Source organism: Streptomyces hebeiensis (genome assembly GCF_052983195.1).
Genome location: NZ_CM129812.1, coordinates 2,164,994 through 2,179,939 on the forward strand (window position 1 = coordinate 2,164,994; position 14,946 = coordinate 2,179,939).

9 protein-coding genes and 1 other RNA gene are annotated in these 14,946 nt (G+C 68.9%); 7 read left to right on the plus strand and 3 right to left on the minus strand.

Going from position 1 to position 14,946, the window contains the following annotated elements; translation table 11 throughout:
- Positions 1 to 27 precede the first annotated feature (27 nt).
- On the minus strand, positions 28 to 4,431 hold the full coding sequence (gene pglW, locus ACU6P3_RS09225) for a BREX system serine/threonine kinase PglW (RefSeq protein WP_447196699.1): 4,404 nt from the start codon (positions 4,429 to 4,431) through the stop codon (positions 28 to 30).
- A gap of 323 nt (positions 4,432 to 4,754) precedes the next feature.
- Here pglW and ACU6P3_RS09230 point away from each other — a divergent pair, with 323 nt between their 5' ends.
- The 6 genes from ACU6P3_RS09230 to ACU6P3_RS09255 all read left to right on the plus strand — a co-directional run bounded on the left by ACU6P3_RS09230 (position 4,755) and on the right by ACU6P3_RS09255 (position 12,236).
- Positions 4,755 to 6,680, plus strand: coding sequence for a DNA/RNA helicase domain-containing protein (locus ACU6P3_RS09230; RefSeq protein WP_344278831.1), 1,926 nt, complete (start codon positions 4,755 to 4,757; stop codon positions 6,678 to 6,680).
- Positions 6,681 to 6,814: 134 nt separating this feature from the next.
- Positions 6,815 to 8,719, plus strand: coding sequence for a DNA/RNA helicase domain-containing protein (locus ACU6P3_RS09235; RefSeq protein ID WP_447196700.1), 1,905 nt, complete (start codon positions 6,815 to 6,817; stop codon positions 8,717 to 8,719).
- A gap of 463 nt (positions 8,720 to 9,182) precedes the next feature.
- The gene (locus ACU6P3_RS09240; protein ID WP_344278825.1) at positions 9,183 to 9,620 is read left to right on the plus strand and encodes a hypothetical protein; all 438 of its coding nucleotides are present in this window, start codon (positions 9,183 to 9,185) and stop codon (positions 9,618 to 9,620) included.
- A 68-nt stretch (positions 9,621 to 9,688) separates the two neighbouring features.
- Positions 9,689 to 10,435 carry an ABC transporter ATP-binding protein gene (locus ACU6P3_RS09245; RefSeq protein ID WP_344278822.1) on the plus strand — a complete coding sequence of 249 codons (747 nt, stop codon included), beginning with the start codon at positions 9,689 to 9,691 and terminating at the stop codon, positions 10,433 to 10,435.
- Entirely contained in the window at positions 10,432 to 11,667 is a 1,236-nt protein-coding gene (locus ACU6P3_RS09250) for a DUF7224 domain-containing protein (protein ID WP_447196701.1), read from the plus strand. The genes ACU6P3_RS09245 and ACU6P3_RS09250 overlap by 4 nt, the downstream gene beginning before the upstream one ends.
- Positions 11,664 to 12,236, plus strand: a complete 573-nt coding sequence (locus tag ACU6P3_RS09255) for a hypothetical protein (protein WP_344278816.1) — start codon at positions 11,664 to 11,666, stop codon at positions 12,234 to 12,236. Before ACU6P3_RS09250 ends, ACU6P3_RS09255 begins: the two co-directional genes overlap by 4 nt.
- A 125-nt stretch (positions 12,237 to 12,361) precedes the next feature.
- Here the strand turns inward: ACU6P3_RS09255 and rnpB are convergent.
- Positions 12,362 to 12,763: RNase P RNA component class A (rnpB, locus tag ACU6P3_RS09260), an RNA gene on the minus strand.
- Positions 12,764 to 12,923: 160 nt separating this feature from the next.
- On the opposite strand from rnpB, the gene yaaA reads away from it, so the two are divergent.
- Positions 12,924 to 13,730, plus strand: a complete 807-nt coding sequence (yaaA, locus tag ACU6P3_RS09265; RefSeq protein WP_447196702.1) for a peroxide stress protein YaaA — start codon at positions 12,924 to 12,926, stop codon at positions 13,728 to 13,730.
- Positions 13,731 to 13,758: 28 nt separating this feature from the next.
- Here yaaA and ACU6P3_RS09270 read toward each other — a convergent pair whose 3' ends face one another.
- Positions 13,759 to 14,808 (minus strand): RICIN domain-containing protein, encoded by a 1,050-nt coding sequence (locus ACU6P3_RS09270; protein ID WP_447196703.1) that lies wholly within the window; start codon positions 14,806 to 14,808, stop codon positions 13,759 to 13,761.
- Between the last annotated feature and the right edge of the window lie 138 nt (positions 14,809 to 14,946).

Here is a 14,946-nt window from a genome sequence, read left to right on the forward strand (position 1 = left end):
TCCGGCATGAACTCCGGCCTGGGCGGCCTACTCCCCTGACCTCAGCGTCTCGACGAACGCGCTGTCCAGGTGCGTGCGCTCCCCGTCGCTGCCGATGTACTCGACCGTCCTGCCGTCCAGATGCGGGTCCTGGCCGCGCGTTTCCACCGGGCACAGCAGCCACAGCCCGTGCGGCGCCTCGGCCGGCAGGCGGGCCGCGTGCTGGAGCTTGACCAGCAGGTCGCGTCCGCCCTCGTCCCAGTAGCGGGCGAGCAGGCCGGCGTCGTAGAGGAAGAGGACCGTGCGCGGGGCGGCGGCCCGCTCCAGGAGTGAGTCCTCGATACGAGCCCACACCGTGCGCACGTAGGCCGCCAGGCCCTTGGAGATCCGGCCGCTGGTGGAGAAGCGGGCGTCGACGCCGAGCACCTTGTCCCAGGCCTGGACCTTCTCGTCCGCCAACCGGCGGAATTCGGCCAGGAATTCGCTGTTCAGATCGACCGGTTCGACCCGGTATCGGGTGGCTACCGCCTCTGCCACACCCGGCAGCCGCGTTCCCCTGACCGTCAGCGCGAGGAAGCCGCCACGGCGCACGGCGGCGTCCAGGCGGGCCCTGACCGTGGCGTGCGGGTCCTGGGGCGCCGGACGGCCGCCGGCGAGACGAGGCATCAGGCTCGTGGCGTCGCCGGTCGACGTCCAGGCGGCCTCGGCCACCACTCGGGGCGGGAAGAACCTGCCCCGCTCGGTGTCGTATTCGAGGGAGAAGCGCGCTTCGCGCAGGGCCTCTTCCAGTTCGGGATGCGTGGGCTCCGTACGGGCCGTGAGAAGGGACAGGTCGGGGAACCGTGCGCGCAGGCGGTTGTTCAGCTCCTCGGGGGTGATGCCGTTCTCACGGCGGACTCCGGCACCGGCCTGCGAGATGCGCAGCGCCCGCTCCAGGGTCAGGTCCCGGGGGTACAGCTCCAGACGCGGGCTCGCCTGGGCCGTGGGGGCGACCGCCGCGGCCAGTGCCACGAGACGGGTGTCGGCGAGCGGGGCGAGGCCGTCCGGAGCCGGCACGCTCCGCAGGGCGCGGATGACCGCGGCCCGGCCCGGCAGGGGGTCCTCGTGTGCCAGGCGCTCCGCTTCCTTGCCCAACGCGGCCGCGTAGTCGGCCAGTTCGCTGGGGGTGGGATCGGCGGTACCGGGGAGGGACTCGGCGGCGACGAGAACGGCGTCCTCCCGCCGGTGCCAGGCGAGGCGGGGCTCGTGGGGCTTGGCTGCCTCGGGATCGCCCTCGCCCGCCTCGGCCTCCACCGCCGCCCGTACGACCGCGAGGGCTTTGGCGAGGGTGCGCTCCTCGGTGTCCTCGCCCGCGCCGTGCTTTATGCGCAGTTCGACGGCGAGTTCCTGGGCGGTCATCACACGGCCCGCCGCTTCGACGACCTCGACGAGGGTCGCACGGACCGGGGTCAGCCACTTGGTGTCGTACCACTCCCTGATCGCGTTGCGGTGATGGCGGGAGACCGGTGGCTGCTGGATGCCGATCCGGTCCGCGACACGTTTCTGCACCGGCCAGGGGCCCAGCGGGGGCAGCCCGCCGTCCTCGGGCGGGAGGCCCAGGGTGAGGCGGATGACCTCACCGCGGTGGGAGTTCTTGCGTCCGGGGGCGGGAGTGAGCCGCGCGGCCATCTCATCCACCGAGAGCACCGCATCCGCCTCGGCGGGTACCGGCCCGGAATCCGATGCACGGCGTGCTGGGGGTGCGGCGGGGGCGGCGGGCTGCCGCAGGCTCGCGGCCCACTGCTTGCGGCGCCGGTTGAGTTCCTTGCGTACGAGCGCTCCGGCGCCCCTCGCCTTGGAGATGATGTACGGCGGGACGTCCAGGAGCCCTTCGACGTCGGTGGCGCCGAGGCCGCCCGCCACCGAGATCGCCCGCTCGGAGAGCCCGGCCGCCACCAGCGGAGTCTTCAGCCCGGCCGCTCTCGCCGCGGCATCGAGACTGTTCTCACCCGCGTCCGAGACCGTGTCGACCGTGGCGGGTGTCGTGACGGGCTTGGCCGCGTCCGCCTCGCGGAAGATCTCGTACCAGGCGTCGCGCATCTGCCGCAGGGTGTCGAAGCGGTGCTCGGTGTCCCGGTGCAGAGCCCGCTTGAAGAAACGGGTCAGTCCGTCACTGAGGGCGTCCTCGAACAGCTCGGTGGCGACGGAGAGTTCGGCCTTGTCATTGGCGACCGGGTCGACCTGGCCCTCGCCCCACAGCGGGCGTTCACCGCTGGCCATCTCGTGCAGGGTGACGGCTGCCGCGTATCTCTCGGCGTGATCGTCGTAGTGTCCTCGGCGCACCGAGTCCAGGAACGGATCGAGGTAGCCGCGGGTGCCCGCCTTGATGTCGCGGTCGGAGGCGTCGGCGAGCGAGAAGTCGAAGAGCATCAGCTGCCAGGTGCGGTCGCTGCGCCGGTACAGACCGAGGTTGTCCGGCTTGATGTCCCGGTGACGTACGCCCTTCGCGGCGAGCTGGTCGAGGGCGGTGAACAGGTCGCTGCCGTACCGCTCCAGTTCGTGGTACGACAGCTTGCCGTCGGCGCGCAGCCGGGCGCCGAGGGTGCGCTCCCCCGCATATTCCAGCTCGAGAACCGTCTTCCCGGCCAGCTCGCGCGGACCGCCCTTGAGCTGGACCACGGTGCCGCCGCCGACCAGTTCGAGGGCGCGGGCCTCGGCCCGCAGCCGCTGCGCCTTCTCCTGGTCGAGAGCGACCTTGAAGACCCGCTCCTCGGTGTACGACTCGCCGTCCTCGTCCTCCACGACCCGCTCGACGAGCAGCGCGCGGGCCGTCGCGCCGGTACCCAGGGCACGGCGTACGGACCATTCACCGTCCAGGGACTGGCCGGGGAGAGCGGACAGCGGGTCGAGTTCGGCCACCGGCGGCTGCTCGGGGACCGCGTTCTCCTCCTCGGCCTCGTCGAGGAGGTCGAGGAACCGGTCGACGGGTGCGAGCCGGTGATCGGGGTCGGGATGGGTGGCCTGTCGGATGAGCTGGTCGAGTTCCTCGGAGAGCCCGTCGGCGACCGCGATGAGCCGCAGTCCGGAGTCGGTGCGCAGCCGTTCGCGCAGAGCACTGCGCCGGTCGGCCGGCGGCTGCCCGGTCAGGATGAGATACGAGACCGCGCCCAGGCCGAACATGTCGAGGTCGGCCGGATCCGCGTAGGGCTGCTCGCTCTCCGGGGCGAGGTAGACCTGTGCGGCGTCCTCGATGAGGCCCACGTCGAGAGCCGCGTTGCCGAGGGAACGCAGCAGGGTCGCGTTCGTGTCGAAGTCCCGGGCCGCGGTCTGCCAGTCGGTGATCCGCAGCTCGGGACGGGAGCCGTCCTGCCGGGCGCTGACGTAGACGGAGCGTGCGGCGAGCGCGCGATGGTAGAGCGAGCGGCTGTGCGCGTGGCGTACGGCCTCCGCCAGCTGCCGTACCAGGTCCAGACGCATCTCGGGGGTGAGTCGGCCGCCGTGCGTGGCCAGGTACTGGTCGAGACGTAGGTCGGTCTTGCGGTGGCGGAAGAGGATCGCCGGACCCGCCTCGTGGTCGCGGATCTCGACCGCCGCCGAGATGCCGCGGTGCGTGATGCCCTGGAGCACCTGGTACTCGCGGCGCGCGGCGCGCTCGGTCGCCCGCTTCGCCGACTCGTCGGCCTGCTGGCCGACCAGGTAGATCCGGACCCGGCCCTCCTCCCGCACCAGTCCGTCGACCCGCTCGGCCAGCCGGTCCTCCCAGGAGGTGCCGGCGTCCAGCGGGTGCGGCCGCATCCGCCAGGCGTCACCGAACCTGAGGTGCGCGGTCGACTGCCGGATACCGATGGTCTTGAGCAGCCGAGGCAGGTGCTGGTGCGAGAACTCCTGGGTGATGCGGCGCTCCGGCCGGTCCGGCGGCAGTCCCAGGAAGTCCTGCCAGATACGTGGCAGCCCGCTCGCGCCGTCGTCCCTGCCGAAGACCCGGATGCGCTGGACGTCGTCGAGGTGGCTCTCGAGATCCGGGGAGGAGAGGAAGACCGCCGGTTCGATGCGCGGCAACGGGCCCGGGAAGCGCAGTTTCCGTGCGGCCCACTGCAGCTGGCTTTTGAGGTCCTTGGACTTGGCGTCGTTGAAGTGCAGCGGATTGTTGATCGTCCTGGTGCGGTCGGTGCCGTGGAAGTTCCAGGTCGAGCCGGAGTTCTCCAGGCGGCCCGGATGGCTCTTGATCTCGACGAGGTAGAGCCCGGCGGGGACCGCGATGAGCAGGTCGCACTCGTTGATGCGGCCGGACTGGGCGGTGAAGGAGAACGTCGCCCAGGCACGGTAGGGCTCGGCCGGCGGCATGAGGCGCCGCACGTGGTCGAGGGCGTCCTGCTCCCACGCGTACGGGGACGGCCGCTCCTGGTTCCACTGGTTCGCGGGCCGCGGCGGGGGGCCCGGCTTGGGTGCCGGGGGTGTGCCTGGCGCCGTCACAGTCCGACCTCCGCGGTGTCCTTCCGTTCCCGTACAAGCAGGCAGGCACAGGAAGCATTCGCTCAAAAATCTTCCGGTCGACCCTACCCCGCGGCGATTGTCTCCCTCCCGTACTTACCGGGAACTCCTGGCTTGATCGTGCACACGCGACTCCGTATCGAGCTAACGTTGCACGCTGTCATCGCGGCCCGCCAGGCTTCCGGCTCCCAGGACACGCCTCCACCCGCAAGGGATTCGGCGTGCCGTGAGGGAAGCCCTTGTCGTCCTATCTGCTCCGGGAGTCTGCCGCCTCGTTGGCCGAAGAGGTCAGGCGCCAACCTGGAATGGCCCGTCGTCCGCTGACCGAACGGCTGATCCTGGCCTACAAGGACAGGCACAAGCGGAAGAAGGGCAAGAACCAGGAGGGGACGCCTCCGGGGAGCGGTCTTGTCGAGGCATGGGAGAACAGTCTTCCTCCGGTGATCAACGCCCTCGTCGAGCGGGACCTTGGTCAGGTGGAGGTGTTCATAGAGTTCGGGCTTCCGCACACCAACGCCGATGTGGACGTGCTCCTGGCCGGCGTGCACCCGGGCAGCGGCGCACCCTCGTACGTGCTGATCGAACTGAAGCAGCAACGTTCCGCCACCGTGCACCCGGAACGGTCGGTCGCTGTCGATCTCGGCTTCGCCGACTGGAAACTGCACCCGGTCCGGCAGGTGCAGAAGTACTGCGACTACCTGGTCCAGTACAAAGCCGCCCTGCGCGGCAAGCCCGAGAGCGTCGTCGGAGCGGTGCTGATGCACAACGCTCACGACGACGACGTGCGAGAGCTGTTCAGGCTCCCGGAGAGCGAGCACGGGCGGCTCTACACCATGGACCGGTTCGAGCGGTTCCGGAAGCTGCTGGGTGCGCGACTGGCCGCGCTGCCGGGTGGGGAGGCCGCCCAGATACTGATCGACTCCCCTGAGTACGACTCTCCGAAGATCGCCGACGTCAACCTTCCCACGCGTCTGGGGCCGCCGGAGCGCTTCCAACTGCTGGACGAGCAGGAGCTGGCGCACCAGGACGTACACGAAGCGGTACGACGGGTCCGTGAGGGCGGCACCAAGGAAGTCATCATCGTCCGGGGCGGGCCGGGCAGCGGCAAGAGCGCGATCGCGCTCGAACTCCGGCGTACTCTCGACCAGGCCGGCTGGAACGTCGTGCACGCGTCGGGGGCCAAGGCGCTCACCCTGACCCTTCGCGAGACCTACGCGCGGAACGCGCCGCGCGGCATGAAGGGAAAACTGAAGAAGGAAGCCACCCGGCTGTTCACCTACTTCAACCAGTTGAAGAAGCTGCCGCCGGACAGCTGTGACGTGGTCATCTGCGACGAGGCACACCGCGTTCGCCGCCACTCCGTCGACCGGTACACCCCGCGCGAGGAGCGGGAGAACGCACGGCCTCAGGCCGACGAAATCATAGAAGCGGCACAAGTCCCCGTCTTCCTGCTCGACGACTGGCAGTCCCTTCGCCCCGGCGAGGTCGGCACGGCCGAGTACCTCATCGAACGCACGAAGGCGCTGGGGCTTCGGCACACCCTCATCGACCTCGGTGGCATGTTCCGGGCCCAGGGAAGCGCCTACTACCGTGACTGGGTGTTGAGGCTGCTCAGCGTGGGCGTGCACACCCCTCAGGTCTGGGTGCCCGACGGGCGGATGCAGGTTCACCTCGCCGACTCTCCGCAGGAAATGACGGACTTCCTCGAAGAGCAACGGCTCACAGGGGCGAGCACCCGAACCGTCGCCGGTTTCTGCTGGCCGTGGAGTGCTCCGGACGAGCACGGCAAGCTGATCCCGGACGTCACCATCGACGGTTGGCAGCGGCCCTGGAACGTGAAGAGCGGCCATGCCGTGGAGGGCGCGCCCGATGCCGACTTCTGGGCCACCGACCCGCGGGGCACCGGGCAGGTCGGTTGCGTCTACACCGCCCAGACCTTCGAGTTCGATTGGGTAGGCGTGATCATCGGCCCCGATCTCGTCTGGCGCGAGGGCCGGTTCGTCATCGACCGGACCGCCACCCATGACCCGGAGCTGCGGCCCAGGACCATCGACGAGGCCGATGTCGACCGATGCGTCCGTAACGCTTACCACGTCCTGTTGACCCGCGGAATCATGGGCGTGGTGATCTACTCGACGGACGAAGACACACGGGACGCTCTGCGCGGGCATGTGATCACCTCGGTACAGAATGCGCTGCCCAAACCGATGCGTAAGATCGCCGGTCCGTGACGGCGCTGTTCCGCCAGTCGGCCCCGCACACCGTTCGGTAGCATTCGATCAATCGTCAACGCGGCCCGCCGGGCTTCCGCCTCAGGACATGCCCCCACCCGCACGAGTTGTTTCGTGCTGCCTGGGGGCCCCTCTTGCTGTTCCGCGACTCCGCCACCGCGGTCGCCGCCCGCCGCCTCGAAGGGTCGCTGGGCCTGTACCTCACCGAGCAGTTCACTCGGGTGCACGGGTACGGGCCGAGCATGGCGGAAGCGCGCTCCTGGGAGCGGAGCATCCCGGCTCTCACCGACGCGCTGCTCGACGCCGGGCTCGGTCAGGTGGAGGTGCTGCTGGAGTATGGGCTGCCGTTGACCAGCAAGCGGGCCGATGCGGTGCTCGCCGGAGTCCATCCCCGGACCGGTGAGCCCTCGTATGTCGTCGTCGAGCTCAAGCAGTGGAGCCAGGCGCATCCCGACGACGATGATCCCCTGCTGTGTTTCGTCCCCGACTACGCCCGTGCGGTTCTCCATCCCGTCGAGCAGGTCCGTGGTTACTGCGACTACCTCGTCGCCTTCAACGGGGCGCTGGCCCGGCATCCCGAGCGGATCTCGGGCGTCGCCTACCTGCACAACGCGACCGCGTCCGGCGTGTCCGGCCTCGACGAGGTCGAAGTCAGTGAGCGTGGCCGCATGTTCACGGCGGACCGGCGCGGGGACTTCCTCGCGTACCTGCGGTCGAAGCTGAGCGCCGCTTCCGGAGCCAAGGCGGCCGACGAGTTGTTGCTCGCCAAGGTCCAGCCCTCGAAGCAGCTGATGGCCGTCGCGGCGCAGGAGGTACGTGAGCGTGAGCAGTTCGTGCTTCTCGACGAGCAGCGTGTGGCGTACGAGACCGTGCTGAAGGCCGTCGAGCGGGCGCACGCGGCTGATCAGAAAGAGGTTGTGATCATCACGGGCGGGCCGGGAACCGGCAAGAGTGTGATCGCCCTGTCGCTCCTCGGCGAACTGTACCGGCGTGGAGTTCCCGCTCTGCACGCGACCGGGTCGCAGTCGTTCACGAAGACCATGCGCAAGGTGGCCGGCGCGCGGAAGCCCGACGTGCGGGAGCTCTTCAAGTACTTCAACAGTTTCGTGACCGCCGGGCGGAACAGCCTGGACGTGCTGGTGTGCGACGAAGCCCATCGCGTGCGGGAGACGTCCGCCAGCCGCTTCACTCCGGCGGCGCGACGCACCGGTAAGCGGCAGCTCGAGGAGCTGATCGATGCGGCGCGTGTGCCGGTGTTCCTCCTGGACCAGCACCAGGTGGTACGCCCCGGGGAAACGGGCACCGTCGAGGAGATCGAGGCAGCGGCCGCGCGGAAGGACCTGAAGTGTCGTGTGGTGGAGCTGGACAGCCAGTTCCGCTGTGGTGGGAGCGACGCCTACCTGCGGTGGGTCGTACGGCTGCTGGGGCTGGAGGGCGACGAGGCCGTCGTATGGGAGCCCGATGGCCGGATGCAACTCGACGTCGTCGATTCTCCGGAGGAGTTGGAAGCCCTTTTGGACGACAAGCGGTCGAAGGGGTACGGGGCCAGGTTGTCGGCCGGGTTCTGTTGGCGCTGGTCGGACGCCAAGCCCGGTGAGCCGCTTCCCGCCGATGTTCGGATCGGCGACTGGAGCCGGCCGTGGAACCTCAAGGGTGAGCGGTCGATCATGGGTGCACCGCCATCAGCGCTCTGGGCCACCGACCCCGCGGGCTTCGGCCAAGTCGGCTGCGTCTACACGGCGCAGGGCTTCGAGTACGACTGGAGCGGCGTGATCATCGGACCCGACCTCGTCTGGCGGGAGAACGGCTGGGTCGTCGACCGGGCCGCTTCGAAGGACCCCGCCCTGCGGAAGGGAAACGGCAACACCGCGGCATCGGACATCGACGTGGACCGGTTGATCCGCAATACGTACAAGGTGCTCCTGACCCGTGGCATGGTCGGCACGGCCGTCTACTCCACGGATCCGGAGACTCGGGCGAAACTGCGTGAGCTGGTGAAACCGGGGAGAGCGACTGCCACGGCTGTCGGCGCGCGGTAGTGCCGCCAGGGCGTGTTGCGAAAGCCCCGCCTGGTCGCCGACGCCCGGCACTCGCGCTCGCCGCGTTGCCGGAAACGTCCAAGTACGTCCAGTACGAGGTGATCATCCGTCTTGCGATCGCACGCACCAGACGCCGCCGGCTCCGCCCTTCGGGCGGACGGCGCTGCTTCCGCAACCCGAGCATCACGCCACTGCGCCAAGTGCCGGACCATCACCAGCAGTACATCCACACGCTCGCCTGGTTCGCATTCAGGAATGGCTAAAAGTCGAAGTCTCACCGCACAAGATCAGGCCACGACTAAAAGTGACCGTTGATCTCTTAGAGGGATTGGTCATACAGTCGCCCCTGTTTGGCATGTGACAGGGACATGAGGCCCTGATTGGCAGGCATGCCGCCCCGCGAGGAGAGGCACCCCTCTTTCGCGCGCTCGGTTTCAACTCGCACAATCAGAAAGGGACTACTGTGAGATCTCTCTACGTGCGTTCAACTGCCCTGCATGCATCGATTCGTCGAATCGCAGTGGTGCTGTTCAGTGCCGTGACCGTTGTCGGCATATTCAGCGCCCCTGCGCAGGCGGGCAGTTACACCAGCTCCTTAAGTGGGGTAGCTGCGGGTTTTGAGTCCACCCGCTGGAACGAGACGTCTTCTGCCACGACGACGACCATCAAGTTCACTGGCTGCAGCGGCGGCAACACCGTCGTGAACGTCACGCTGGCGAAGGACATTGCCAACCTTCCCGACACATACTACGTCAAGGCCGCGTTCACGCAGTGCTTCGCGAGCAGCACTGCGACGTCCACAGGTGAGTGGGCTGACCACGGGGCCGGCAAGTACTACTTTATTGTCAACGACGGTGGCGGGGACAGGGTCTCGGTCAGGACGCTGACCGTCTCCTGGTAACTGCACTCTTCCCCTGCTACCTGCACACACGGGTGGCAGGGGCCTGCCCTGTCGATAAGGTTCCCTCCATGCCGTTGCATTACCAGTCCTGCACGTTCCGCTACAACCGCAGGACACGCCCTGTCATCGACAGACTTGACTTACGATTCTCACCGGGTAACACCGTGCTCCTTGGCCCGAACGGAGCGGGCAAAAGTACGCTGCTCGCACTCGGAGCGAGCGCAATCGCCCCCCAGAGCGGAGAGATCCGATTTGGGGAGTTACGAGCGCACAGGAAGAGTCTGTCTGCCTACCGCCGCAAGGTGTCATGGCTCCCTCAGCGCAGCTCCTCCCTCCCGGGACTGACATGCCGGGAACAGGTCGCATATGTCGGATGGCTCAAAGGTATGCGGGAGCGGGACGCCTGGCGAGCCACTCCCGCAGTGATTGAACGCGTCGGGCTGACAGCGAAGATGAATGACAAGGTGAACACCTTGTCCGGAGGCCAGCAGCAGCGATTGGCGATCGCCCAGGCGCTCGTTCACGGCGCGGAACTTCTCCTGCTTGACGAGCCTACGGTCGGTCTCGACCCCACTCAGCGCCGCCGATTCCATGATCTTCTCGTGGAGCTTCGTGGGACGGTGCACGTGATCGTGTCCACCCACGACATTGGCGACCTGGACCAAGCATTTGATGAGGTAGTGGTCTTGGAGGGCGGCGTATCCCGATTCCAAGGGGGCGTAGCCGATTTCGAAAGCCATGCTGCTCCCGAGAGCGTCCCTGGTCGGCGCCTGGAGAGCGCATACTCCGCGCTGCTGGGATCGGTGGAACAGTGATCTCGCTCGGCAATCTGCGCGCCTCATCAGCCCCCTGGCTACTTCTACCGGCCGCCCTCTATATGGGCAGTTACGTCGGCGGGGACAACTTCTGGGGCGTTCACGACTACGGCCCAGCCTCAGGTGAACTCGCCGCCTGGGGAATCACCGTGATCACCCCGGCAGTGGCCGGATCCGCCGCCTGGGAGGCCGGCCGCCAGAAGGTCCTGGGAAGCATCCGAGAAGCCGGCGCACGCAGTGTCGTGCGACAGTGGCTCTGGGCAATCCGACCTGTCATGGCCCTGCATCTCTCCCTCGTGGTCGTCGCACTTGTCCTGGCCAAGTTCACGGTCGGTGTTTGGCCCAGCGGCGCCGGTCTGCTCGCCGTCGCGCACTTGCTGGTACTCCCCTGCGGGTGGATGATCATTGGCTGGGTAACGGGACTGTTGTGTCCCCGGGCTGTCGCAGCACCGGCCGTCGCAGTTGGCAGTTGGGCATGGCTGGCTGTTCCAGCCTCGATGAGTTCCCCTTCGTGGCGCCACCTGGGCGGCTTCGTGATCGAGGGATCCACTCTGACCGACACCCTCGATCCGCTTGCCTACTTCATTCCGTGGCTGGTCACGGCCGGGTTCGCAGGGGCGTTCGTCCTCATGGCCGGTTCACGGCGCAGACCGTGGCTGGTAGCTGCCGGCGCAGCACTCGTCGTAGGAACGCTCGTCGGCGGACGCAGCCTGGTAGCGGACTGGGGATTCAGCCCTCCGACAGACGCTCGCCTCGGACACACCGTCTGCATCGGCAGAGCACCTGCGGTCTGCGTGCCCGAAGAGTACGAAACCGAGGCTGCCGGAATCCGCCGTCATTCCTTGCCCGCTCTGAAGGCCCTGGAAGGTAGCGGGGTACCCCTGCCTGTGACTTTGCGGATGGCCTCTGCTGATCTCCCACCAGAGCACGGGACTTGGCCTCTTTACTGGTCGCCTGACAGCTCCCTCGAGCAACTCAATGTCGACCTCGCCCGGTCAGCAGTCACTGGTACGGCAGCGCTGCATGGAGTGCACGATTGTCGGCAACCATCAATCGCAGCTACTTGGGCTCTGCTGAGGGTAGGGGTGAACGAGAAGGAAGTGCAGGAAAGCACCTCTCCCCAGGAGTGGGCGCAACTGCTGCGCATCCGCGAACTGCCGATCAAACAGCAGGCAGACTGGTTCACAGCGACGGTCCAGGACCAAACACACTGCATGGCAGGCCTGACATGAAGCTCTACTTCAACGTCATGCGGCGCTGGTGGACCGTGCTGGTGGCCACCGCGCTGCTCGGCCTGGTCTGCTGGAGCCTCGGTGGGACCGAAATCCCTGTGCCTGGCTTCATAGGCGGCATGGTCAGCATGCGCGTTGAGTACTTCGCTCCCCTCCTGGTCGTCGTCGCTGTCCTGTACTGCCTCGAACGTCGGCTGGAGGCCCCGGAGAGTACGGCGGTCGTGCGCCTGCGACGCTGGGATCTGGCAGTGGTTTCCCTCACAGCGGTCCTCGGTCACCTGCTGGGTCTCTTCGCGGGCATGGACGTACCTCGGAACCTGATGCTTCTCCTCGCCGTCGCTCTGGTCGTTCGACGGTTCAGCAACGAGGCGGCAGCCGGCGGCGCCTGCCTGCTGCTCCTGCTCGCCACTGCCAGCCTCGGCCGCGACTATGAGCCCTCGGGCCGGCTGACAGGCCAATGGTGGGCCATTCCCCTCTACCCGCCCGAGAGTCTGAGCGCTTGGGCTGTGGCTCTTGCCCTCTTCGGCTGCGGGCTGCTGTCATCCGGTCGGAGCAGAGGATTCCGCTGATCCCCGAGGCTCAATTGGGGTCTGTCAAAATCACGAGCGGCTCTGTCCCGTAAACCCCTGAAAGACCGGAAAGGGCCTCCGACGCAGGTCAGAGGCCCTTTCCGAGGCAAAGCCGCAGGGGGCGGCAGACGAGTCGGGCTGTACGCCGGGTTCTGTCGCCCGGTCGCCTCGCGGCGGCCGGGGAGACGGCCATCCATCTAGGGCCGGCGTTGCCGCCGGCCTCGTGCGGTCCACCCGCGGACTCGGGCGGGCAGCCCTCGGTCGTCCGCGCAGGGCCATCAGCCGATGGGCCCCTCTTGACCTTGCTCCGGGTGGGGTTTACCTAGCCGTCCGAGTCACCTCGGACGCTGGTGGTCTCTTACACCACCGTTTCACCCTTACCGGAGACCGAAGTCCCCGGCGGTCTGTTTTCTGTGGCACTGTCCCGCGGGTCACCCCGGGTGGGCGTTACCCACCACCCTGCCGTGTGGAGCCCGGACGTTCCTCGGCAAGATCGGAGATCTTGACGCGGCCGTCCGCCCGGCTCGTCTGCCGTGCTGACCATGGTACCCGGGCGGGCGGTACCGGCCGTCCCGCCCCCGACCGGGGCGCCCTGGCGCGGGGCGCCGGTCGCCTACCCTGGCGCGGGGGCCGTGCCCGCCGCCCGTATAACCCGTTACCCGTCGTACGCCGTCGAGGAGAACCACCGTGCTCGTGCTGTTGCCGCCGTCGGAGGGGAAGGCCGCCTCCGGGCGCGGTGCCCCGCTCAAGCCGGAGTCGCTCTCCCTGCCGGGCCTCGCCGAGGCGAGGGCCGCCGTGCTGGACGAGCTCGTGGAGCTGTGTGCCGCCGACGAGGAGAAGGCGCGGACGGTGCTCGGGCTGAGCGAGGGGCTGCGGGGCGAGATCGCGAAGAACGCCCGGCTGCGCACCGCCGGTACGCGTCCCGCCGGGGAGATCTACACCGGCGTGCTCTACGACGCGCTGGACCTGGCCACCCTCTCCCCCGCCGCCCGGCGCCGGGCGGCGGCCTCGCTGCTGGTCTTCTCCGGGCTGTGGGGGGCGGTACGGATGGGCGACCGCATCCCCTCCTACCGCTGCTCCATGGGGGTCAGGCTGCCGGGGCTCGGCGCGCTGGGCGCCTTCTGGCGTACGCCGATGGCGTCCGTCCTGCCGGAGGCGGCGGGCCGGGGGCTCGTGCTGGACCTGCGCTCGGCCGCGTACGCCGCCGCCTGGAAGCCGAAGGGCGAACTGGCCGCGCGGACCACGACCGTACGGGTGCTGCAGGCGCGGACCGACCCGGTGACCGGCGTGGAGAAGCGGTCCGTGGTCAGCCACTTCAACAAGGCGACGAAGGGCCGACTGGTACGGGACCTGCTGACCACGGGCGTCCGGCCGAAGGACCCGGCGGAGCTGGTGGAGGCGCTGCGGGACCTGGGGTACGTGGTGGAGGCGACGGCTCCGGCGAAGGCGGGCCGCACCTGGGCGCTGGACGTGGTGGTCACCGAGATCCACTAGTGGCGCGACCGGCGCGAGGTCCGGGGTGTCAGCCGACCGCGTCCACCAGGAACTCCTGGTCGGCCCCGCCCGTGCAGCGCTCCTGCGTGATCTCGGCGCCGGACGTCGTGCCGTCGCCCAGGATGCCGAGGCACAGCCCGCTGCCCGCCACCCGCACCCGGTAGCCGCCCGCGACGGGGGTGTCGACCGGCTCGAAACGGAACTGCTGGGTGGTGCGGTCCGGCTCGCAGGTGGGCCAGGGTTCGAGGAGGTTCCTGACGGCGTGGTTCTCGGCCGTCAGGACCGTGAGGCATCCCTTGCCGTTCTTGGGGTGGTGCCACTGGATGTAGTTCAGCCCGTCACCGACGCGTTCCAGATAGGTGTGCGGCGGAGTGGCGCCGGAGCAGCTCCGCTGGACGGCGACCGCGCTCTGGTACCGGCCCTCGCGGTCCCGGCCCTCGGTGACGCACAGCGAGGGCGCCCCGGCGGGGCGTATCCGGGACCAGCCCTCGGCGGGGGCCCGCTCGGCGGGGGCCCGGGAGGCGGCGTCCCCGGGAGTCTCCGGCAGCAGGATCCACGCTCCGAGGAAGACCAGGGCGAGCACCGGCAGCGATACGAGCAGTACCCGGCGCGAGCCGGGGCGACGTCCGCCGGTCCGCACCGGCGCGACCCCTGACTCCGCGCCCGTGGCCGGCAGCGCGGGAGCGGCCTCGGAACCCGGGTCCGTACCGGGAGGTTCGGGAGGGCCGGCCGGATCGGGACCGGGAGAGGCGGCGGGCGCCGTGGGGACGGCCGGTCCGGGCGGCTCCGGAGCGGCGGCCACGCGTTCCCTGGCCGCCAGCCACACGGGCACCTCGTCCGCGTACCCGCAGGCACGGACGAACGCCGCGACCACCTCCGGGCGCGGCAGCGACCGGCGGCGCAGGACGTCGGCCAGGGTGCTGCGCGCCAGCACCTCACCGCGGTCCGCCGCGCGCTCCTCCAGCTGCCGGTACGTCAGACCGGAACGTTCCTTGAGCCGCACCATGCGCGCGACGAATTCCGTGGCGTCTTCCACCCCGTCCGGTGACACGCCCCCCGAGCCCCCCGGCTTCCCCATGCCGGGCATCATGACGGCGCCCGGCGCGGAGGACAACGCGCAAACCCGCCAACCTCGGCGCTCCGGACGCGGATCCGGACAACCGCTGTGACCAGGCCGGACAGTCGGGCCGCTGTCCGGGACAACCCGTTCGTGTTG